14 protein-coding genes and 1 pseudogene are annotated in these 23,722 nt (G+C 58.2%); 8 read left to right on the plus strand and 7 right to left on the minus strand.

The genetic code is table 11. The annotated features are described in order from the left end of the window. Nucleotides 1-4: 4 nt before the first annotated feature. The 4 genes from rne to AC0QKW_RS14835 all read right to left on the minus strand — a co-directional run bounded on the left by rne (nt 5) and on the right by AC0QKW_RS14835 (nt 7,125). The gene (rne, locus tag AC0QKW_RS14820; RefSeq protein WP_473151846.1) at nt 5-2,125 is read right to left on the minus strand and encodes a ribonuclease E; all 2,121 of its coding nucleotides are present in this window, start codon (nt 2,123-2,125) and stop codon (nt 5-7) included. Between the two features lie 551 nt (nt 2,126-2,676). Next, nucleotides 2,677-4,593 carry a ribonuclease J gene (locus tag AC0QKW_RS14825; protein WP_473151847.1) on the minus strand — a complete coding sequence of 639 codons (1,917 nt, stop codon included), beginning with the start codon at nt 4,591-4,593 and terminating at the stop codon, nt 2,677-2,679. A gap of 430 nt (nt 4,594-5,023) precedes the next feature. Then, on the minus strand, nt 5,024-5,929 hold the full coding sequence (dapA, locus tag AC0QKW_RS14830) for a 4-hydroxy-tetrahydrodipicolinate synthase (protein WP_473151848.1): 906 nt from the start codon (nt 5,927-5,929) through the stop codon (nt 5,024-5,026). Nucleotides 5,930-6,096: 167 nt separating this feature from the next. Then, complete coding sequence (locus tag AC0QKW_RS14835) at nt 6,097-7,125, minus strand: aspartate-semialdehyde dehydrogenase (RefSeq protein WP_473151849.1); 1,029 nt, start codon at nt 7,123-7,125, stop codon at nt 6,097-6,099. Between the two features lie 81 nt (nt 7,126-7,206). On the opposite strand from AC0QKW_RS14835, the gene AC0QKW_RS14840 reads away from it, so the two are divergent. From AC0QKW_RS14840 to metH, 6 genes are all read left to right on the plus strand, one after another. After that, a complete protein-coding gene (locus tag AC0QKW_RS14840; protein WP_473151850.1) occupies nt 7,207-8,247 on the plus strand; it encodes a hypothetical protein in 1,041 nt (346 codons plus the stop codon). Between the two features lie 102 nt (nt 8,248-8,349). After that, a complete protein-coding gene (locus AC0QKW_RS14845; protein WP_473151851.1) occupies nt 8,350-11,355 on the plus strand; it encodes an AAA family ATPase in 3,006 nt (1,001 codons plus the stop codon). Nucleotides 11,356-11,608: 253 nt separating this feature from the next. Beyond that, nucleotides 11,609-11,740, plus strand: a complete 132-nt coding sequence (locus AC0QKW_RS14850) for a hypothetical protein (RefSeq protein WP_473151852.1) — start codon at nt 11,609-11,611, stop codon at nt 11,738-11,740. Nucleotides 11,741-11,866: 126 nt separating this feature from the next. Next, nucleotides 11,867-12,823 carry an RNA polymerase sigma factor, RpoD/SigA family gene (locus AC0QKW_RS14855; protein ID WP_473151853.1) on the plus strand — a complete coding sequence of 319 codons (957 nt, stop codon included), beginning with the start codon at nt 11,867-11,869 and terminating at the stop codon, nt 12,821-12,823. A gap of 254 nt (nt 12,824-13,077) precedes the next feature. After that, entirely contained in the window at nt 13,078-13,533 is a 456-nt protein-coding gene (locus AC0QKW_RS14860; protein ID WP_473151854.1) for a Rieske 2Fe-2S domain-containing protein, read from the plus strand. A gap of 203 nt (nt 13,534-13,736) precedes the next feature. Then, nucleotides 13,737-17,381, plus strand: a complete 3,645-nt coding sequence (gene metH, locus AC0QKW_RS14865) for a methionine synthase (RefSeq protein WP_473151855.1) — start codon at nt 13,737-13,739, stop codon at nt 17,379-17,381. Between the two features lie 101 nt (nt 17,382-17,482). Here the strand turns inward: metH and AC0QKW_RS14870 are convergent. Then, nucleotides 17,483-18,221: pseudogene (locus AC0QKW_RS14870) on the minus strand (Uma2 family endonuclease). Between the two features lie 436 nt (nt 18,222-18,657). Here AC0QKW_RS14870 and AC0QKW_RS14875 point away from each other — a divergent pair. Then, entirely contained in the window at nt 18,658-20,154 is a 1,497-nt protein-coding gene (locus tag AC0QKW_RS14875) for a glycosyl hydrolase family 57 (protein ID WP_473151856.1), read from the plus strand. Here AC0QKW_RS14875 and recQ read toward each other — a convergent pair whose 3' ends face one another. Both recQ and AC0QKW_RS14885 read right to left on the minus strand, forming a co-directional pair. Next, the gene (recQ, locus tag AC0QKW_RS14880) at nt 20,155-22,368 is read right to left on the minus strand and encodes a DNA helicase RecQ (protein ID WP_473151857.1); all 2,214 of its coding nucleotides are present in this window, start codon (nt 22,366-22,368) and stop codon (nt 20,155-20,157) included. It lies immediately after the preceding gene. A gap of 84 nt (nt 22,369-22,452) precedes the next feature. Continuing rightward, nucleotides 22,453-22,821, minus strand: a complete 369-nt coding sequence (locus AC0QKW_RS14885) for a tetratricopeptide repeat protein (RefSeq protein WP_473151858.1) — start codon at nt 22,819-22,821, stop codon at nt 22,453-22,455. A 528-nt stretch (nt 22,822-23,349) separates the two neighbouring features. On the opposite strand from AC0QKW_RS14885, the gene AC0QKW_RS14890 reads away from it, so the two are divergent. Beyond that, nucleotides 23,350-23,700 carry a slr0373 family blue light stress response protein gene (locus AC0QKW_RS14890; protein ID WP_473151859.1) on the plus strand — a complete coding sequence of 117 codons (351 nt, stop codon included), beginning with the start codon at nt 23,350-23,352 and terminating at the stop codon, nt 23,698-23,700. Nucleotides 23,701-23,722 lie beyond the last annotated feature (22 nt).

Raw genomic sequence — 23,722 nt, forward strand, 5'->3', positions numbered from 1 at the left:
AAGCCTACTCGTCGCCGTCGCTACCAGCAGAGCCCCGACGACGACGGCGGCGACGCAGGGTGCTGACTTCAGGTTCTCCGGCTGTGGGAGGTTCAGCGCTAGGGGGCTCGATGGACTCTGACGCAGCCGTGGGCTCTGATGCAGGTGTGGGCTCTAAGACCACAGGGGCAACAGCCGTTGTGATGTCAGTGTCCTGGGCCTGAGAGCGGGCGGAGCGAGTGCGCACAGCGCGACTGGGAGCAGCCTTGGGAGGTTCTTCGGCAGTGGTCACGGCGATCGCAGATGATTCAAGAGAGTCTTCTGTCGGAACATCGGCTGCTGTGAATGAAACTATCTCCGGCGGTGCCTGCCCGGGTAAAACTACTGACACTGTCACACTGCGAGGGTCGCTAATCTCTTGGGTTGACAACACCAGGGGAGAAATACCCATCATGGCGTAAATGCGCTGCTCGTCAGCGGTCATCTCTACAGTAACGACCTGAGGCGGTGTTGAAGACCGGCGATTTCGGGAGGAATCGCTCTGCAAATCTCCTCGTCCAGAGGAGCGTCCTCTGCCCCGAGGCGGTGCTTTATCCTCCTCCGGTTTACTGGCTAGAACTGGTATGGGCAATTCGGCTGGTTCTCTGGTCTCAGCTTCGAGTCCATTGTCCTTGGCTACTGGCAGCTCTTTGCCGTTACTACGAACGGGCAGCGGCTCCCGGCGGCGACGGCGGCGATTGTTCCCCCGACCCGACTTATCTTGATAGCTAGGATGATTCATCAAATCCAGCTCTTGCGGGTCGGGGCGACCGTCGAGACCATCGCTGTCGCCCAGGGGCGGCGCTAGCTGAGGCGCTGCACTGCTGACAATAACGGTGCGAGGGGCTTCTTGTCCACTGTCTGCGGGCGCTTCACCGGGCAAATGTACCAGGTGACCGAGTCCACCGCAGGTAGGGCAGGGGCGACCAAACAACTCGTAAATATTCTGCCCCTGGCGTTTGCGGGTCAGCTCGACTAGCCCCAACTCAGACAGTTGGGAGATCTGGGGGCGGGCCTTGTCAGAGCGCAGCGCCTTAGTGAAGTGTTCTAGCACTTGCAGCTTGTCGCGCCGGGTATCCATGTCGATAAAGTCGACGACGATCACCCCGGCAATGTTACGCAGACGCAGCTGCCGGGCGATTTCAACGGCCGCTTCACAGTTGGTCCACAGCACGGTTTCGCGGGCGGTGGCAGAGCGGGTAAAGGATCCAGAGTTGACGTCAACTACCGTCAACGCCTCGGTACGCTCAATGATGATGTAGCCGCCGGAGGGCAAATCTACCCTGGGTTTGAGGGCTTCGCGGATAGCGGCATTGACCCGAAAATATTCGAGGATGGGGGTGCGATCGCGATGGTGGTCAATCAGCACCCCAGCGGGTACCTGGCCATCGCTCCAGTTGGATAGGTGCTGCTTGACCCGCTTCATGCCGGTGGCCGAGTCAGTCACAATCCGGTTGACGTCGGCATTGTAGGCGTCGCGCAGCACCCGCTGAATGAAGTCATCGTCGCGATTGAGCAGAGCGGGGGCGCGAGTGGTCATCGCCTGCTGCTGAATACTTTCCCACTGCTTTTGCAGGGTTTCAAGGTCTTCAATGATGGCGTTTTCGCTGATGCCCTCGGCCTCAGTGCGCACCAGCAGACCCATGCCCGCAGGCTTGATCAAAATGGCCAAGGCCCGCAGGCGGTTGCGATCGCTCTCGCTGCGAATCCGCCGCGACAGGTTGACCCCCCGGCCCGAGGGCATCAGCACCAGATAGCGTCCCGGCAGAGAGATATTCCCCGTGAGGCGGGGGCCTTTATTGCCGGTGGGCTCTTTCATGATCTGCACCAGCACCTTTTGCTGGGGCACTACTAGCTCGGTGATTGACCCAGCGCTGCGCTTGAGCTTGAGGGGGCCGAGGTCGGTGACATGCATAAAGCCGTTGCGCTCGCTGTCGCCAATGTTGACGAAGGCGGCATCGATACCGGGCAGCACGTTTTCGACGGTGCCTAAATAAATGTCGCTAACCTGGTGGCTACCGGTGGCCACAATTAGCTCTTGAATCTGATCTTCAGAAAAAACCGCCGCGATCCGATTCTGCTCAGCAATAACAATCTGCTTCGGCATCCAAATTCCTCATACGACGCTCACCAGGGCGAATAAAAATCTGTTTTTCCTGTCCTGGGCGATATGGCCATTCACCGGCCACATCAACAATCAGGCGATCGGAAAACTCGTTTGCAAAGGCTTTGCAATAGAACCCATCGCGACATCGCAACGAGGTCTTGCTTCCTAAGGGCATGCACAGATTACCTAACTCGCTGGTACCTCTGGGAATTTTTGCTCGGATTGGATCTCGTTTGCGCTAGATCTGCTTGGGATAAACCGCACAAGCTGAACAAAAACTCTGACAGAAGCCTTGAGCGCTAAGGATGTGTAGCTGCTTAAGACACTTGCTATGCACCTTTGCTCAGGTACATCAGCTCCTGCTGACAGCATTATAGCGTCAAGCAGAGGCAGCAACATAACATTGGCTATCTTTCTACCACAGGTGGGGCAAAATCGCACCCGTAATGGAGAGTTGCATTGCCGCCGTCGGCCCGATACCTAGCAAAAAGGGAGGGGAGATTGTCACCGCAATCTCCCCTCCCTTTTTAGCTTAAGTTCTCAAGCTGGCCCTAGGACGCTGAAGCTGCCCTGGCCCGAGTGCGGGTGCGGCGCTCAGCCATGGCAGGCTGAGGCTCGGGCTCAACCGCAGCCTTGACCTGGGGCTGCGGCTGCGATTTGGGCTCCACCTTAGGTCTGGGCTCGGACTTGGGTACGACCTTGGACCCGGTTCTGGACTCCACCTTGGATTCGACCGGGGCCACCGTCGCCACACCGGATCCCTGAATCAGCAAAATCAGCATGGGGTCGCGCTTGTCAAACTCACGGCGCACCAGGCGGCGCAGATCTTGGTCGAGGGCTACTTTGAGGGCGTCTAAATCGAGGGCGGCCTTGCCGTTGCCGTTAGACACCACCAGTTCGGCCCCTTTGTTGGCCAGCACCTGGGTGATCACCTGCTTCACCTGACCTTGGAACCGCTCCTGGGAGATTGATTGGGCTACGCCGCGAATTTGCACCGTTGGGTCAGCCATTAGCTTAGCGTTGTTGCCTACAGTGGCTGCAATGGTGACGACGCCGTCTTCGGCCAGTTGCTGCCGCTCTTTGAGCACATCGCGGCCCACTACGCCAACGCGAGAGGCGTCTACCAGCTCAATACCCGAGGGCACCTTGCCAGCTTTACGAATGCCCGATGGATTGACCTCAACAATATCGCCGTTATCGATGATCACCATATTCTCGGCAGGTACGCCCATACTTTGGGCGGTTTCGGAGTGCTTCACCAGCATGCGATGCTCTCCATGCACTGGCAGGAAGTATTTGGGCTTAGTCAGGGCCAGCATCAGCTTCTGATCTTCTTGGGCACCGTGGCCCGAGACATGGATACCTTTGTCTTTGCCGTAGACTACCTTAGCCCCACGCATCATCAGCTTGTCGATGGTGTTGACCACCGAGATGGTATTGCCGGGGATAGGATTGGCGGAGAACACGACGGTGTCGCCCTTCTTGACCTTGATCTGGCGGTGGGAGTCTTCGGCAATGCGGGTGAGGGCCGCCAGCGGCTCACCCTGGGAGCCGGTGGTAAGAATTAAAACATTCTCATCGGCGGTATGCCCTAGGGATTTGAGGGGCAAAAACAGGCTCTCGGGACATTTGATATAGCCCAGGTCGCGGGCGTGGGCGATCACGTTGAGCATAGAACGACCCACCACAAAGACCTTGCGGTTGTGCTTTTGGGCCAGCTCCAGAATCATGTTGACCCGGTGCACCGACGACGAGAAGGTGGTGACAATCAGGCGACCGTCGGCCTTGCCAAACTCGCGATCGAGATTGGGGAAAACCGAGCGCTCGGAGGGGGTGTGGCCGGGCACCTCAGAGTTGGTGGAGTCGCTCACCAGACACAGCACCCCTTTCTCGCCAGCTTCGGCCAGTTTTTGAATGTCGAAGGTTTCACCGTCGACGGGGGTGTGGTCAAACTTAAAGTCGCCGGTGTGAATCACGATGCCGACGGGGGTGTGGATGATCACCGAGCAGCTGTCGGCGATAGAGTGGGTGTTGCGAATGTATTCGACTAGGAAGGAGTTGCCCAGCCGCACGGTTTCGCGGGGGCGCACGGGCCGCAGCTCGGTGCGATCGCTCATGCCCGCCTCATCCAGCTTGCCCTCTAACAGAGCCATAGCTAGACGGGGGCCGTAGATCACCGGAATGTCGAACTGCTTGAGGTGAAAGGCAATGCCGCCGATATGGTCTTCGTGGCCGTGGGTGACAATCATGCCCTTGATTTTGTGGCGATTTTCTCGCAGGTAAGTGACATCGGGCAGCACAATGTTGACCCCGTGCATGCCGTCGGTGGGGAACGCCAGACCCGCGTCGAGCAGCATGATCTCGTCGTTAATCTCGAACACACAGGTGTTTTTGCCAATCTCGTGGAGACCACCCAGGGGAATAATTTTTAGGGCATTGCTAGCAGAATTTGCAGTCTTTGAAGTCATAAACAATCTCGTCAGTAGTAAACAATCGTGGTGAAAAATTGAAAGCTTGAAAAATAATCAGCGGTGCTAGAGACCGCGCTAGTTCCAGATCAGCGGCAGGCTGAATAGCCTAAATTAGGACGTAGGCCTCCTGCGCTCGTGCCATACCTAGCCTGAGTACTAATACTGGTCAGCAGGGGCCATGGGAACAGTAGAAGCCTTGGCAAACACCGCAAGCTCAGCGGTCACGCAGGCCGAGGGCATAGACGATACAGATAGATCCATAGATAGCGTTACACAGCGATAAAGAACAAACAGGCTATTTAGTTGTTAGAAAACTGAGATCAGTGGTGGTAGTCCTGAGTCGACTGCGCTGATTTAGCCTTGAACTCTGGCAGAGACGTCGGCTAGGTCTCTAGAGTCAGATAACAATCGCTGGATTGAGGGTGCCCTAAGCGCTCTTCGCTAAAACACCACTGGCAGAAAGCTGGTCCAGAACTTGGAGAATCGTAGCGGTGGTTGCCTCATCGGGCATGCATAGGGGCGATCGCACTGCACCCACCGGCCAGCCCTGCTGAGCCAACGCTACCTTAAGCGGCACCGGGTTAGTAGTAACAAACAAAACCTTGAACAAAGGCAACAACTGCAAATGAATCTCGGTGGCCAACCGGGTGTCTCCGGATTCGTAGGCCTGCACCATTTTTTGAAGCTGTGGGCCAACCAGATGACTGGCCACACTGACAACTCCACAGCCGCCCACGGCAAGCATCGGCAGAGTCAACGAGTCATCCCCGGAGTAGATGCCAAACTCAGCAGGGGTATGGTAACGAATTTGACTGGCTTGGTCTAAACTTCCACTGGCCTCCTTAATAGCCACTATATTCGATATTTCTGCCAGACGGGCAGTGGTCTCTACCGCCAAAGCACAGCCGGTTCTCCCCGGAATGTTGTACAGCATGATCGGCAGGTCAGGCACTGCCGCCGCAATCTGGCTAAAGTGCTGATACAGCCCCTGCTGAGAGGGCTTGTTGTAGTAGGGCACTACCTGTAAGGACCCATCGACACCCAGGTCGTAGGCGTGGCGGGTAGCCTCAATGGCCTCTGAGGTTGAGTTAGACCCCGTACCCGCGACTACCTTAGCACGACCGGCCACAGCCTCGCGCACGGTCTTGTACAACTGGTACTCTTCTTGCCAACTCAGGGTGGGTGACTCGCCCGTGGTACCGCACACCACCAGTCCATCACTGCCGTTGTTGACCAGATAGTCGGCTAGGCGCTCGGCCACAGCATAGTCAACGGAGCCATCTTCAGAAAATGGCGTCACCATTGCTGTTAGCACTCTGCCAAAATATGTCACCCGAATGCCTTATATCCTACGAAGTTCAATGACCCTGAGATTATACCAACTTAGCCCTTGGCGGGTCGGCCCTGGGGAAGATTATGACGAGAAAAGCGACTTGGGGATGTTTATCCGAAGCCCCTTTCATGTCTTGGTTGGGTGATGGGCATGGCCCACTCTATGCTTTAGTGGCTAGCGCCGACAGCCTGGGGCACTTGCAGCAGCTCCGCAATTTGCACTGCGTTGAGGGCAGCCCCCTTGCGGATTTGGTCGCCACAGAGCCATAGCTCCAGGGCGTTGGGGTTAGAGATGTCTTGGCGAATGCGGCCCACCAGCACATCGTCTTGGCCGCTGGCATCGATGGGCATGGGGAAGTAGTTGCGCCCCCAGTCTTCGACTACCTTCACGCCGGGAGCCTTAGCCAGCAGAGCCTTGGCATTCTGCGGCGAGAACGGTGCGGCAAACTCAATGTTAACCGCTTCGGAGTGGGCGCGCAGTACGGGAACCCTCACACAGGTAGCAGAAATTCTCAGATCTGCAGCTCCAAAGATCTTGCGGGTTTCGTTCACCATTTTCATTTCTTCCTGGCAGTAGCCGTTGTCCCCCATGGGTGAGTTGTGGGGAAACAGGTTAAAGGCCAGGGAGTATGGGAACGATTCGGCCACGGGCTCTTCGCCCGCCAGAATGGCGCGGGCCTGCTGCTTGACTTCTTCCATGGCGCGGGCACCGGCTCCGCTGGCCGACTGGTAGGTGGCGACGACGAGGCGCTGCACGGGCTGCACCTGGTGCAGGGGCCACACCGCCAGGGCCATGAGAATGGTGGTGCAGTTGGGGTTGGCGATAATGCCCTGATGGGCCTTCGCAGCCTCAGGGTTAACCTCGGGCACGACTAAGGGGACAGTCGAATCCATGCGGTAGGCGCTGGAGTTATCAATGCAGACGGCCCCTGCCGCCACTGCCTTGGGTAGCCATTCTAGCGACACCGACCCGCCCGCCGACGCCAGCACCAGATCGATGTTCTTAAAGGAATCTTCGGAGAGCACCTGCACAGGAATCTCTTCACCCTTGAAGGTCAGCGTGGTGCCCGCTGAGCGGGGAGAGGCCAGCAGGGTCAGGTCTTTGAGGGGAAAGTTTCGCTCGTCGAGTAGGGTGAGCAACTCTGCTCCTACGGCCCCTGTGGCCCCCATTACCGCAACTCTCAACCCGTTCGCCACAGCGCTACCTCAACCTTATCGGTACAATCAATTGCATCAGCTGATATTAGCATTTTGCCTTTGCCCCCCCATAGCTTTGCTATGACACCCCAAGATCCGAATTTTCCCGAAGACATTTTGCCGGTGCCGCCGCCGCGCGACGGTCAGAGGCCGGTCTCTGACCAGGCCACTGCGTCTGGGGCTGGTCAGCCCAATTGCCCGGATGGGCTGGAGGGCTCTGAGGGCATAGACGAGTCTCCAGGTCTTGCCCCGACCCCAGCGATCGCCGATGCCGGCCTCCTAGCCTCACATCAGCCCACGTTGGGCCTCTCTCCCGAGGCCGATCGCCGACCTCTCGACGCCCTGCCCACGGAGCCTATCTCCGCCGCCCCAGCCGCAGAATTGCCCGGTGATCAGACCTACCGAACTCCTCGCGCTGTGCCACCCTTAGAAGATGTGTGGGCTGACACCGATATACCCTACCAACCTAAGGAGCTGGGCGTGGTCGATCAAATACTGCTGTGGCTGGCGGATGGGGTAACCCTATGGAAGCGGTTTTTGCGGTGGGTGCGATCGCAGCTGCCGCCCAACTTACAGCTATCGGATGGGGTATTGACGGCGATCGCCCTGGGGCTACTGATTTTGGGCCTGGCTCTGGTCAACCCCCTCGGGTCAGGGCGCGGTCACCGCGTCGTTGCTACCGATGGCCCTTTACTCGGTGTGGTAGAAGGGGAGCCCGGTTTTGAAACCGAATCTCCGACTGCTTTGCCTGCCCCAGCGCTGCCCGAATCGCCTGTCCTAGAGCCGCCCCAACCCCTTGTCCCCAGCCCAGAGCAGCGTCTGATTGCCGACATTCAAGACCGCGTCAGCTCCATAAGTCGATCGTATGGGGTGGGGCTGATTCAGTCGGTGGAGGTGAATTTGCCCGCTAACACCTTGGGAGTCAACCTGGCCGAGGCCTGGTACGGCCTGCTAGCTAGCCAGCAAGACGAGATTGCCCAAGACATCTATAGACAAGCCCAGGGCCTAAACTTTAGCAACCTGCAACTGCGTGACCCTGACGCAGTGGTGGTGGCCCGCAACCCCGTAGTGGGTAACACCATGGTGGTGCTTCGTCGCCTGCGATCGTCAGAGGCCAGTTGACAGGCCCCTGGGGCTTTTCACCAACGGGATAGGATTTCAGAATACAGGTGTACTTTAGGTTCGTCTGTACTGTAGGCTTAGGTTAGTGGTGCGAATGTACCCATGATTCCTAAGCACATCAGCCTGAAAAATTTTCTTAGCTACCAAGATGCCAGCCTTGACTTCAGTGGGCTGCATGTAGTTTGTGTGGCTGGGCCGAACGGAGCCGGTAAATCGTCGCTGCTGGAGGCGATCGCCTGGGTACTCTGGGGGCAGAGCCGGGTCGCTGATGATGACGATGTCATCTACCAGGGAGCACTAGAGGCCAAGGTAGCCTTTCAGTTTTGCCAGGGCGACCATACTTACCGGGTGATTCGCAGCCGCCACCGCACCCAGGGTACCGGCTTAGAGTTTCAGGTGCAGACCGAGGCGGGCTACCGGGTGCTGACTCAGCGTGGGGTGCGGGCCACCCAGATGCTGATCTGCCGCCACCTGCGGCTCGATTACGACACCTTTATCAATTCTGCCTATCTGCGCCAGGGTGGAGCTGACGATTTGATGCTCAAGCGCCCCGGCGATCGCAAACAGGTGTTGGCTGATCTGCTCAAGCTCAGCCACTACGATCGTCTGGCCGAGCGGGCTAAAGACCAAGCTCGCCAGGCCAAGGCCGAGGCCACCCTGCGCCAAACCCAGCTCGATGAGATCGCTGCCACCCTAGCTGACTATGAGCCGACGCTACAACGCCAGGCTCAGATCCAGCAAGAGCTTGATGATTTAGATAGACAACAGGAGGGCGATCGCCATCGTCAACAGCAGCTCAACACCCTCGCCCAGCGCTATATCCAGCAACGGCAAGACCTGCTGTTGCAGCGTCAGCAGCAGAGCCACTGCCAAGACCTATGGCGGCAAACCGAAGCCGCACTAGCCACCCTCACCGCAGACCACCAGCAGGCCGAGCAATTGATCGCTCAGGCCGACGAGATTGAAGCTGGGCTGGCGACCCTTGTCGCCCTTGAAGCCGAGGATGCGGAGCTAAACCAACGCTTTCAGCAGTATCAGATTCTGCAAGGCCAGCACCAGGCACTGGCAGCGGAGGGGCACAGCCAGTCTGAGCAAACCCGTACCCGCCTCACCCAAACCCAGATGCAGCTAGCGGCAGTGCAGGCTCAGCTGAACGATCTCGATCGGGTGCTGAGCCAGGCAGACACGGTGCAGACCGCTCGCCGAGAGTATCTCAATGCCAAAGCCCAGCTCAAACATCTCGACGCGCTGCAGCTGCAGGCAGAACCGTTGATCCAGCGGCGACGGCAGCTGGAGGCGAGCCTTCAGCAGGCCCAAACCCGCCTGCAAACTCGCCTAGAAGAATTGACTGCCACTGCCCAAGAACTTCGACACCAGCGGGGCGAAGAGCCTCAGCTAGTGGCTACTGTCCAAGAGGTAACGGCTACTCTGGGCTATTTAGACAAACGCCGAGCTTATCAAGAGCAGGTGCGGGAAAAGGGGCTAGAGCGGCGCAGCTTTATGGAAGCGCTCCAGGCCAAACAGCGCACCTGCGAAACCCAGATTGCCCAGATTGGCCAGAAGCTGGGGTTTTTGGCCCAGCCCGAGGCGGCCTGTCCACTCTGCGATCGCCCCCTTGACGCCCCCCACCGCGCCCTGGTTGAGGGTCGTCATCGCCACGAACAGCAAGACCTGCAAGCAGAAATCTGGGTAATCCGGGAGCAGCTGGCCACCTCTGAGCGAGAAATTCAGGTGCTGCGGCAGGAGTACCGGGCGGTGGAGGCGGAGCTAGAGACCTACGCTCCAGTGCTGCAAAAGCAGGGGCACCTGACCGCCCAGCTATCTTCCCAAGAGATGGTGCAACAGCGCCTGCAAGATTTAGAGACAGAACAACAGCGCTTACAACAATGTCTGACCGAAGATGACTACGCTGCCGATCTGCGGGCCGAACTGAGTCGCATTGACCAGACCCTGGCCCAGCTGGCCTACGACGACCGCGACCACGCCCTGGTGCGGGGCCAGGTCGATCGCCTGCGCTGGGCCGACCTCAAGCACCACGACCTACACCAGGCCCAGCGCCGACGGCAAAAAGTTCAGCGCCAGCAGCAGCAGCTTGAAACCGACCTGGCTCAGCTGAAAGCTGACCTAGCCGCGTTTGAGCACAGTGCTCAGGGTCAGGCCTTGGCGGTTGTAAAACGTGCGATCGCCCAGCTCGACTACCGCATCGATCGCCACCAGACTGTCCGTCAAGCACTGCCAGCGGCCCAAACCTGGCGGCAGCGGCATCAGGCGCTAGAGCAGGCTCGCCACCAGCGGCCCCAGCACCTGGCCCAGCTAGACGCCCTTCAGACCCAGCACCACCAGCAGCGGTTGGCCCTTGACGACCTCAGTCAGAGCATCGCCCACCTGGAAGATCAGCTTCAGGCCCTGGCCTACGACCCCGACGAACTGGTGACCCTAGGCCAGCAGCTGGCAGCCCGGCAGCAGCAGCGCGATGCCCTAGTCGCCCAGCTAGGTGCCTTGGGCCAGGCCCGCCAGCACCTGGAAGCCTTGCAACAGGGAATGGTCCAAAAGCAGCAGGAACTGGGGGCGGTGCGCCAGCGCCAGCGGGTCTACCAGGAGCTGGCCCAGGCCTTTGGCCGCAATGGCATCCAGGCGATGATGATTGAAAACCTTTTGCCTCAGCTTGAGGCAGAGACCAACCACCTTCTGGGCCGTCTCAGCGCTCATCAGCTCCACGTGCGGTTCGCCACCCAACGGGCCACCAAGCGGGGCCAGCGATTAATCGACACCCTCGACATTCTGATTGCCGATGCCCAGGGCACGCGCCCCTATGAGACCTACTCCGGCGGCGAGGCCTTTCGGGTGAACTTTGCTCTAAGGCTGGCCTTGGCACGGTTGCTGGCCCAGCGATCGGGCATGGCGCTACAGCTGTTAATTATTGACGAGGGCTTTGGCACCCAGGATGAGCAGGGTTGCGATCGCCTGATTGCCGCCATCAATGCGATCGCCTGCGACTTTGCCTGCATACTCACCGTCACCCACGTACCTCGATTTCGGGCGGCTTTTCAACATCGCATCGATGTGGCCAAAACGCCCCAAGGGTCTCAGCTGTCGCTGTCGGCTTGACAAGCCAGAGAGTTGCCCCACTGCCATGAGTAGTATTAAGGATTTTTATTAACATTCTTTTTAGATTTTAAGATTTTCTTTCTGCAGCAGCCCCAAAATATGTCTTCTGGAATGCAACAGCCAACCGCTGAGAGCACTAATCTAGGGAGATAGAGCGTTTTTTCAGCAAACTGGACTAAGTATTAATAGCCATTCACGCTTCTTTTAATAAATGTTACAGTTATTTACATACCAAGTTAATAACTTATTACCCATGAGCATTGTTGACATTCTTTTGGAGGCAGGTGCCGCTGCTGTAGCAGCAGGTCTGCTTCTCAAGCGTCGCTCGGACGAGGCGGCTTTAGAGGTCGAGCCTATTCCTGTACCAGTGCGCTCGCGCCGCTAGGATTCATTCACTAGCCCTCGACTGTCGAAACTTTATCGGAGTTACGCCCTGACGCTGTTAGCGTCACAGGTGAATTTACGTACGTCAGCCGTTCTTTTGATCGTCACCTCCTTACCGTACTGCTTTATGAGAACTGTGCAAAATTCCACCGATTTAGTTCGCACCTACCTAAAAGAGATTGGCAAGGTTCCCTTGCTGACTCATGAAGAGGAGATTGTGCTGGGGAAGCAAGTGCAGCGCCTGTCAGCTTTAGAGGCAAAGCGCCAAGAGCTAGAGGAAGTGGCGGGTCACGGCTTTACTCTGGAGCAGTGGGCTGACGCTGTAAACGTTCCTGCGGCTGAGCTGAAGGTGATTGTTCGCCAGGGTAGTTTGGCTAAGCGCAAGATGGTGGAGGCCAACTTACGCTTGGTTGTGTCGGTAGCAAAAAAATACATCAAGCGCAACGTTGACCTTCTAGACCTGATTCAAGAAGGCACCATTGGGATGCAGCGCGGTGTCGAAAAATTTGACCCCACCAAAGGTTACCGCTTCAGTACATACGCCTACTGGTGGATTCGCCAAGCTATCACCCGCGCCATTGCGGAAAAGAGTCGCACCATTCGCCTCCCCATTCACATTACCGAAAAGCTGAACAAGCTCAAGAAGGCTCAGCGCACCCTCTCCCAGCGCTATGGGCGAGCGGCAACGGTAGCCGAACTGGCGCTCGAGTGCGACCTCACTACCAAGCAGGTGCGTGACTATCTTGAAAAGTCTCGCCAGCCTCTCTCGTTAGATCTGAAGGTCGGTGACAACCAAGATACGGAGCTGGGCGAACTGTTGGAAGATGATGGCCCCTCTCCCGAAGATTTTGCCACTCAGGTAGCGCTGCGCCAAGATCTGGAGCGGCTGATGGGCGATCTAACTCCCCAGCAGCGGGAGGTGCTAGCTCTGCGTTTTGGCCTGGCCGACGGCAAGACCATGACCTTGGCCAAAATTGGTGACCTACTTTCTATTAGCCGCGAGCGCGTCCGTCAAATTGAGCGTGAGGCTCTGACTAAGCTGCGCAAGCGCCAGTCTGACATCCGTGAATATCTGGCCAGCTAAAGAACCTGTAGGGAAATCAGGTATTGGCTCTAGCTGACTCTAGGGCGTGCTGAGTTTTCCTCTTAGACGAGAGAAAAATGTTTGTTAGCCTGGATATTGGGGAGGGGAGCATCGCTAGGCCTTTTCCCGGCAGTTCATCAGGCAAATTGGCTACCATGACCCATCTCTCCTGTTCGCAGTCTGGTCAACGGTTGATGTACGGTCGTAGACAGCTGCTCCGGTATATGGCTGGGGGCAGTTTAGGACTGGTTGCAATGGTTTTCTCCCGGCCTCAGCCAGCGGCGGGTCAAGATCTCGAAGAACTGTGTTCGATGTTTCCGCAAAATTCTCGCTGCCTCGACTATTTGCCGGGGGTGCAGGCGCTTGATTTAGCGGGAGATGCGATCGCCGTCGATACTTTCTTGCCCACCACCACAGCCGGAGTTCCCCAGCCGGTGCAAGGACTGCCCAGCGTCACCTACCTGGTGATTCAAGATGGGCCGACGATCGCCCCCTACGGTCTGCGCCCCGTCTGCCCTCACCGGGGCTGCGCCGTCATCTGGCAAGCCGACCAAAACCGCTTTGCCTGCCCCTGCCACGGCTCCAGGTTTGACGCTGAGGGACGAGTGCTGCGCGGGCCAGCCCGCAAACCGCTGCCCCTAGTCACCGTAGTCGAACGGCAAAACCAGATTCGCCTCGTCGATCGGGCTCCATCTATCGACCCACGCTAGTCTGTGACTAACTTGATTGTGACAGGCGTTAACGGTTCGATAGTTCAGGGCTTGCGGCAATCCTTGAGTCATAAACCTTGCTCTCTAAATAGACCGGCCTAACCCTTTGACCGGTAGTCCTGGGAAGCTAGTTTTCGGATGCGTTCTTAGGGGGCAATGGTTGATAATAGGTGATCTCTGTCGCAATCCCGTTCTAACGCCCCATGTCTAGCGCCTTTCTCGATCGCCTCCACAGCCCCGATCGCCCGGTGATGGTTTTTGACGGTGCCATGGGCACCAACCTCCAGGTGCAAAACCTGACCGCCGATGACTTTGGCGGCCCCGAGTACGAAGGCTGTAACGAATACCTAGTGTTCACCAACCCTAAGGCAGTCGAGACCGTCCACCGAGGCTTTCTCGAAGCCGGGGCCGACGTGATCGAGACCGATACCTTTGGCGGCACTGCGATCGTGCTGGCCGAGTACGACTTAGCCGACAGAGCCTACGAACTCAACAAAACCGCCGCCGCCCTGGCTCGCCGCGTCGCCGACGAATACTCTACCCCCGAAAAGCCGCGCTTTGTGGCAGGCTCTATGGGGCCGGGCACCAAGCTGCCTACCCTGGGCCACATCGACTTCGACACCCTCAAAGACTCCTACGTCGATCAGGCCAAGGGGCTGATCGACGGCGGCGTAGATTTAATGCTGGTCGAAACCTGCCAGGACGTGCTGCAAATCAAAGCCGCCCTCAACGGCATTGAAGAAGCCTTCACCGCCACCGGCACCCGCCTGCCCCTGATGGTCTCCGTCACCATGGAGCAGCAGGGCACCATGCTGGTGGGCACCGAAATGGCCGCCGCCCTGGCGATCCTCGAACCCTACCCCATCGACATTCTGGGACTCAACTGCGCCACCGGCCCCGACCTGATGAAAGACCACGTGCGCCATCTGGCCGAACAGTCGCCCTTTGTGATCTCCTGCATCCCCAACGCTGGCCTACCCGAAAACGTGGGCGGCAATGCGGTCTACCGCCTCACCCCGATGGAGCTGCGCATGTCCCTGATGCACTTCATTGAAGACCTCGGCGTGCAGGTAATCGGCGGCTGCTGCGGCACCCGGCCCGAGCACATTGCCCAGCTAGCGGAGCTGGCGAAGGATTTGCGGCCAAAGGAACGGCCTGTGAGGGGGTTGTCCGTAGGGGCGCACGGCGGTGCCGACCCACGGCCTGCCCTCAACTACACCCCCGCCGCCGCCTCGATCTACAGCCCTCAGCCCTACGACCAGGACAACTCGTTTCTGATCGTGGGCGAACGACTCAACGCCAGCGGCTCTAAAAAGTGCCGCGAGATGCTGAATGCGGAGGATTGGGACGGGCTGGTGGCCCTAGCCAGGGCACAGGTGAAAGAAGGTGCCCACGTTCTGGATGTGAACGTGGACTACGTGGGTCGCGACGGCGAGCGGGACATGCACGAGCTGGTGTCGCGCCTAGTCACCAATGTCACCCTGCCCCTGATGCTCGACTCCACCGAGTGGCAAAAAATGGAGGCGGGCCTGAAGGTGGCCGGGGGCAAATGCATTCTCAACTCGACCAACTATGAAGACGGCGACGATCGCTTTTTCAAGGTGCTGGAGCTGGCGAAGAAGTACGGTGCAGGCATTGTCGTCGGCACCATCGACGAAGACGGCATGGCCCGCACGGCAGAGAAGAAGTTCCAAATTGCCCAACGGGCCTACCGCGACGCGCTGGAGTACGGCATCCCCGCCCACGAGATTTTCTTTGACACCCTGGCGCTGCCGATCTCGACCGGCATTGAAGAAGACCGGGTGAACGGGCGCGAGACCATCGAGTCAATTCGGCTGATTCGCGAAAACCTGCCCGGCAGCCACATTATGCTGGGGGTGTCGAACGTCTCCTTTGGCCTCAGCCCCGTGGCACGGGTAACGCTGAACTCGGTGTTTCTCCACGAGGCCATGCAGGTGGGGCTGGATGGGGCGATCGTCAGCGCGGCCAAGATTTTGCCTTTGGCTAAAATCGACCCCGACCACCAAAAGGTCTGCCGCGACTTGATCTACGATCGCCGCGAGTTTGACGGCGACATTGTCTCCTACGACCCGCTGACCAAGCTCACCACCCTGTTTGAGGGCAAGAGCCTGAAGAAAAAAGAGGCGATCGCCAAAGACCTACCCATTGATGAGCAGCTCAAGCAGCACATCATCGACGGCGAACGCCTTGGCCTCGACGATGCCCTGGCCAAGGCGCTCGAAACCTACCCCCCGCTGGAGATTATCAACACCTTCTTGCTCGACGGCATGAAGGTGGTGGGCGAACTGTTTGGCTCGGGGCAAATGCAGCTGCCCTTTGTGCTGCAATCGGCCCAGACCATGAAAGCCGCTGTGGCCTACCTCGAACCCTACATGGAGAAGGCCGACAGCGATGGCTCCGGCAAGGGCACCTTCATCATCGCCACGGTCAAGGGCGACGTGCATGATATCGGCAAAAACCTGGTGGATATCATTCTCTCGAACAACGGCTATAAGGTGGTCAACCTGGGCATCAAACAGCCCGTGGACGCGATCATTCAGGCGTATCGGGAGCACCACGCCGACTGCATCGCCATGAGCGGCCTGCTGGTCAAATCCACGGCCTTTATGAAAGACAATCTGGAGACTTTTAACCAGGAGGGCATCACCGTGCCGGTGATTCTGGGCGGTGCAGCGCTGACGCCAAAATTTGTGCACGAAGACTGCCAAAACACCTACAAGGGCAAGGTTGTCTACGGCAAAGACGCCTTCTCTGACCTGCACTTTATGGACAAGCTGATGCCTGCAAAAGCGGCGGGGAATTGGGATGATTTGAGCGGTTTTTTGGATGAGGCGGAACCAATTCAAAATGGGAAGCAGACCCACCCCTACCCCTCCGAAGAGGGGACAGATGCCCTAGAAATCGAAACTTCAAAACCCGAAATTCAATATTCTGAAGATACTACCCGCTCCGAGGCCGTAGACCCCGCCATTCCCCGCCCCACGCCGCCCTTCTGGGGCACGCGGGTACTCACCCCGGCAGATATTTCGCTGGAAGAGGTGTTTGGCTACCTCGATTTGCAGGCGCTGTTCGTCGGTCAGTGGCAGTTTCGCAAGCCCCAGGAGCAGTCCCGCGAAGAGTACGACGCCTTCTTGAAAGAGACCGTTCGTCCGATTCTCGATAACTGGAAGCAACGGATTTTGGCGGAAAACCTGCTCCACCCCCAACTGGTCTACGGCTACTTCCCCTGCCTGGCCGAGGGCAATTCCCTGCACATCTACGATCCGTCGGTAATGGAGAATCCCGGTGTAGGGGCGCACAGCAGTGCGCCCCTACCGGAACCGGTGGCAACATTTACCTTCCCCCGCCAAAAATCTCTGCGGCGGCTGTGCATTGCCGACTTCTTTTTGCCAAAGGAGCGGGCGGAGCCGGGCCAGTTTGACGTGTTCCCCATGCAGGCGGTGACGGTGGGCGAAATTGCCACGGAGTTTGCTCAAAAGCTGTTCCAGGCTGACCAATACACCGACTACCTCTACTACTACGGGCTGTCGGTGCAGACGGCGGAGGCGCTGGCGGAGTGGGGGCACGCCCGCATTCGCCGCGAGCTGGGCTTTGGGGATGTGGAGCCTGAGACCTTGCGGGAGATTCTGCAACAACGCTACCAGGGGTCGCGCTACAGCTTTGGCTATCCGGCTTGTCCAAATATGGCCGACCAGCCGGTGCAGCTAGATCTGTTGGGGAGCGATCGCATCGGTCTGACCATTGACGAGAGCGAGCAACTCTACCCCGAGCAGTCAACGACGGCGATCGTGGCCTACCACCCGGCGGCCAAGTACTTTAGCGCTTAGCGTAGGAGAACCGCTCCCTGACTTCTCCGAGCAGATACACCAAATTTTGTGCGTCTGTAGCCACAGAACCAGGGAGTTTGGTGCAAAAATTTCACCTCGATCTAAACCTGGTCTGGGTCAATGCCCTGGGCGCGCAGCAGTTCTGCCAGGCGATCGGCCCGCTGGCATTCAGCTTCGGCCCGCTGGTGTTCGGCTTCGGCCTGTTCTGAGCTCCACAGCAAAAGATTGCCGTCGGCATCCCACCAGCGCAGCCAGTTCAGGGATTGGGCTAGGCGTTCGCCGTACCAGACCCCTAAAAATAGTCCTAGTGGCTCAATCCAAAAGCGTCCTGCGGCATCGGGCGGTTGTAGCTCATAGCGCCCGATGCCGCAGATGACGTACTTCTAACCTGGCTCGTCGGGGGACGTAGATGACATAGGTGGGCACCTGCAAAATCTGCTCATAGAAATAGAGCTTGCCGTAGGGGGCAATCGATCGAATTGATAGCTCACCGTTGTCATCGGCAGAGAGAAATTCCATCACTACGGCGACCGGCGCGCCTTCTAGCCGTGGCGTGTAGCTGCGGCGCACCATGGTTTCAGGAATTGGGTTGACCTGGGGCACATAGAACCAGTCCGGTGCTTTTACCACCGTCTCATCATCGCCCCCGGCCACCAGGCCAAAATTAGAGCCGATTAACATGTCAGGCCGAATGCGCTGGGCAGCGCCCAGGGCATCGGTGAGGGCGGCAGCCAGGGGCGGCTGATAAATGTTTTCCACTGGGTCGTCGATCAACTGAAAGTCATCGGGCAGGGGAGGCCAGGTGATCGTGGGGCCAGTGCAGGGCTTTGCTTGAACCATAGCCAGCTACCAAAGCAGGGTAATGACCAGCGATGTTGCTCATCCATCCTTAAAAGTGACCAGCCTAAAAATTTGTTAAGAATGTCTGTAGTTGCTGATTTAGCTTCAGTCTAGCCTGGCCGCGCGGATAACTGTGATTTTTCCCCGGTGGTCACAGCACCGGGCAGCCGCTCATTGCTATTCCTAGTATCAGTAGATCGCAAAGTCCCTGCACCCCTCACCCCCAGCCCCTCTCCCAAGAGGTGAGGGCTGGCTCGCGGCAAAAGAGCGCGTTTGTGATCTACTGAGTATTGGTGTTAGCCGCAGCAGTTTTTTTAAGCTACAAACTACGCCACAAAATGTTGCTAGCCGTGGTGTAAGTGCTCCACAGGGTGCCACACTAAATAGTATTGATAGGCTTTCCCAGTGTTTGGGTAGCCGTTTCCTGGAGACTCCTATGACCGGTGCTGTGCTCTCCCCTATAGATTGGCCTGCCCTAGAAGAGGGACTGCCCCCTCTGTCGGGTCGAGAAGCCGATATCGCTGCCATAATGGCCAGCGACGAGCCGGTGTTTTTGCCCCGCACTAACCTTGAGCTGGGGGATATTTCGGCAGGCTTTGCGATCGCCCTGCATATGCACCAGCCCACCATTCCCGCTGGGGCTAAAGGCGAGCTGATCAACCACTTGCAGTACATGTTTGAGCACCCCTACGACGGGGATAACCACAACGCGGGCACCTTCGCCTACTGCTATGCCCGCCTGGGCGATTTCATCCCAGAATTGGTCAGCAATGGTTGCAATCCTCGGGTCATGCTCGACTATTCAGGTACCTTGCTGTGGGGGCTGCAACAGCTGGATCGGCAAGATATTCTCGCCAAGCTGCGCCGTCTGGCCTGTGACCCCATTTACCAGCCCTATGTAGAATGGCTGGGCACCTGCTGGGGCCACGCGGTGGTGCCCTCCACGCCAGTGCCCGACCTCAAGCTGCACATTCGCGCCTGGCAACACCACTTCGCTGCCGTGTTTGGCCCCGAGGCCTTGGCGCGGGTGCGGGGCTTCTCGCCGCCGGAGATGCATCTGCCAAACCATCCTGATGTGCTCTACGCCTTTGTGAAAACGCTGAAAGACTGCGGCTATCGCTGGCTGCTGGTGCAAGAGCACACGGTAGAGTCGCTTGATGGCCAAGGCCTGTCGCAGCCCCACCTGCCTCATCGGCTGGTGGCTCGCAACGCCGAGGGCTCGGTCGAAGAAATTGTCGTGCTGATCAAGACCCAAGGGTCTGACACTAAGCTGGTGGGCCAAATGCAACCCTACTGGGAGGCCAAAACCCTGGGCCAAGTCTCGCTAGGAAGTGCCACCGTGCCCCAGCTAGTGAGCCAGATCAGCGACGGCGAAAACGGCGGCGTGATGATGAACGAGTTTCCCAGTGCGTTCATGCGATCGTGGTACGAAATGCGCGACAATGGCGGCGGTCGCCAAGGGGTGGTCGGCTTTAACGGCACCGAATATTTAGAACTGCTGGCGGCGGCGGGGTGTGGGCCAGAGAGCTTTCCGCTCTGTCAGGCGGTGGGACAGACCCGGCTGTGGGAGTCCATGGGCGAGACCAGTGGGCCAGAGGCAGTGGATCGGGCGATCGCCGCTCTCCGCGCCGCAGACAGCAATTTTTCTATGGAAGGCGGATCTTGGACGGGCGATCGCAGCTGGGTGCAGGGCTACGACAACGTCCTCGACCCCATGCAGCGGCTCAGCGCTCAGTTCCACCAGGTGATGAATCGCCAGAGCGAGCGGGGCGATGCCCTAGAAAGCCAGTACCGCTACCGCAACGCCCTGATCCACAATCTGCTGCTGCAAACCAGCTGCTTTCGCTACTGGGGTCAGGGCACCTGGACTGACTACGCCAAAGAGATTTACCGCCGAGGTCAGGCCATTCTCGCCCACGATTTTCCGAGCTGATCAAGCCTGCTGTGCTTGCTGCCAGACCGCCCGCACTAGGCGAATGTCTTCGTAGGTGAAGGTGGGGCCAAGGCGATCGCGCACCGCCGTCAGCGAGGCTTCCTCCATTGCCGTCAGCACTGCGATCATCTGCTGCTGGCGATCGCGATCGATCAGCCGATCCAAATCTACCGTTTCTCCATGGCGAATCAGCAGCTCTAGGTGGCTGGCAATGGTGCTGGATCTGAGTGCGCGCTGATCGGCGATCTCATCAATCGACAGCCCCTGACGATGGAGTTCAAGGGTTTGACGGTGGGTGTCCGTCACCGACTGACGGCGTTCTCGGGTGGGGCGCGATCGTCCCCGACCTGCCCCAGGGGCCGACTCCAGGCCGTAGTCTGCACAAAACTGGCGAATAGCAGCGGTAAACGCATCGCCGTACTGCTCCAGCTTGCGACTGCCCACCCCCGACACCTGGCCAAAGGCCTCCAGGGTTTGGGGTCGGGTCTGGGCCATCTGCCGCAGGGCCGACTCGGGAAACACCACGTAGGGAGGCACCGCCTGCTGGTCGGCCAGCTTTTTGCGCAGATCTTTCAAAATTCGCAGCAGTTGCAGCACCTCAGGGGTATCCGCCGCCGCTTCTTCGGTGGGGCTGGGGGCAAAGTCTTTCGGCACCGCCACCTGCACCGGGATCTGCTTGCGCAGCACCTGCCAACTGGCGGCGTTGAGCTTGAGTACTGGGTAGCCGTCGGTGGTTTCATCGACTAGGCGCTGGTGCAGCAGCGATCGCCCCAGCAGCCGCCACTCATCCACCGATCGATCTTTGCCGATGCCATGGGTCGAGAGCTGGTCGTGACGCAGATCCACAATCTTCTGCTTTTTAGAGCCGCGCAGCACGTCGATGATGTGGGCCATGCCAAAGCGCTCCTGACAGCGAGCCACGCAGGAGAGAAACTTCTGGGCCTCAATTGTCCAGTCTTCCACCGGGGGTGGGTTGGTGCAGTTGTCGCACTGGTGGCACAGTCCCTCCAGGGTTTCGCCCAGAATTTCGCCAAAGTAGCTCAGCTGCACCCGACGGCGGCACACCGTGGTTTCGGCGTAGTCCACCATTTGGCGCAGCTGCTGGCGGGCAATGCGCTGTTCCGCTTCGTCGGGTTTTTGGCCAATCAAATACTCCGCCGTAGCCACGTCGCCGTAGGCCAGGTATAGGGTGCAGTGGGCCGGTTCGCCATCGCGGCCCGCCCGTCCGCTCTCCTGGTAGTAGCCCTCAATGTTGCGGGGAATGTCGTAGTGAATGACAAAGCGCACGTCGGGCTTATTGATGCCCATGCCAAAGGCCACCGTAGCCACCATCAGCCGTACATCGTCACGAATGAAGCGGGTCTGGTTTTCTCGCCGGGTTTCATCCGATAGGCCCGCATGGTAAGGCAGTACCGATTCCCCATCGGCAGTAAGTTTCTCCGCCAGCTCATTCACCCGCTTGCGGCTGAGGCAGTAGATAATGCCTGAGCCCTGATGCTGCTTTACCTGGCGGAGCAGCTCACCGTAGGGGTCGCGGCCCTTGGGTCGCACCTCGTAGAACAGGTTAGGCCGGTTAAAGCTCGACACCTGAATCAGCGGATCGCGCAGGCGCAGCTGCTGGGCAATATCCACCCGCACCCGCTCGGTGGCGGTGGCGGTCAGCGCCATCACCGAAATTTGCGGAAAGGTCTGCCGCAGCACCGACAGCTGACGATACTCAGGGCGAAAGTCGTGACCCCACTCTGATACACAGTGGGCCTCGTCAATGGCAAAACCGCTCACCCCTACGGTCTGAATCAGCCGCCCCAGCAGGTCAAAAAAGCCAGAGCTCATCAGCCGTTCCGGTGACACGTAGAGCAGCTTGACCTTGCCCGCCAGCAAATCCGCCTCTCGCTGGCGAATAGCGTTGAAATCGAGGGAGCTATTTAGATAGGTGGCAGCGATGCCGTTGTCGAGTAGGCTATCGACCTGGTCTTGCATCAGGGCGATCAGCGGCGACACCACCACCATCACCCCCAGCTTTAGCAGGGCGGGCAGCTGATAGCACATCGACTTGCCGCCCCCAGTGGGCATGATCACCAGGGCATCCTGATTTTTGAGCACGGCTTCGATCACGGGCCGCTGGCCCAGCCGAAACTCGTCGTAGCCAAAATGATGTTTGAGGGCCGTTTCTAAAGACGGAAAGGCCACTGCGGGCGACACAACCCCAACCATAGCAAACGCTCAGAGAACTATCTTCGTGCGTTTAAGTGTAATCTCTCAGGGAGTTTTGCCGCCCTGCCAGTACATAAGAATTACTCAGGATGACTGAACCCGGGCATAGCAGGCGTAAGACTCTTTGTAGCGGCCCAGGCGGTGCAGAGCCACACCGCGATAGAGCCAGCCCTGGGGATGGTGAGGGGCGATCGCCAGCAGCTGGTCAGCCACCGCCAGCGCCCGCTGGGGCAGCCCCAGGTGAATCAAACACACCGCCTGGTACACCAGCGTCTCACTATCGCTGGGGTTGAGAATGGCGGCCTCTGCAAAGCAGCGCAGGGCGCGATCGTAGTCCCCCTGGTTGGCCAAGCTCTCCCCCTGGGCATACCACTGAGCAAAGGAGCTATCGAGGGAAGAAGCGGCCTGAGAGCAGGGCGCGACGGATATGTCCGGGGCGGTGGTGATAGTCATAGCTGAGAGCGCAACGGAACGACTACAGAGTGCCCAACTGTTTGGGCGATCGCCCAGACAGTTGGGCAAGACATTGGTGTAGAGACCACACAAAGACTGTGACACAGACCCAAAAAGACCCGCCAATAACGTTAACTAGCTGACTCCAAGAGCATATCGATACGACGAGCAGAGAATTCTCTGCTCGTCGTATAAGTTTACGTCTGATCCCATATGCCCTTCCTGCCGCTAGGGTAGTAATCAAAGCGACCCAAACTCCGGCGACGATGCCATACGCTTTGACAGATCTCAGTTAACTCTAGACATCTTTACAGACACAGATCTCAGACCAGGGAAAACCCACCCCAATTCTGAAGCGAAGACCATCAAATGAGATTGGGTTAGCACCCCGCCATTGCAACGATGCATTACCCCATGTAAAGCAATGTTACAGAAATGACGTCATGACAGCATACTGGCTTGACAGCATGGGGATCGCCCACTTAGGGTGTACTCATACCTGGGTTACCACTACTTAAAAAGTGCGCTATGGAAGAGCAAAAAGCTACTAAAGTTACTCTGTATCTCCCCACTGACCTGCATCGTCAGTTAAAGATTCGCTCTGCTGTTGAGGGCGAGGCTATGTCTTCCATTGCCAAGCGTGCGATTGATTTTTATTTGGCCCACGGCGACGAGGTCACTGAGGCACTAGAGGCCTCTGCTGGTCAGACTCACCGCGTTCATAGCTGTCCAAGCTGTGAGTCATCTGTAGTATTCCGTGAGGGTGAGTTAGTAGAGGTGGCCCAAGTTGTCGGCGCTGCAAAAACTAGCGTGATTGTGCCCGACGTGGTTGTAGCAAATACTGGTTCCCGAGAAGAAGGAGAGCTGGTTGTTTGCTAGGTACAGATTTAACTGATTTGTC

This window comes from Pseudanabaena sp. PCC 9330 (assembly GCF_055795045.1).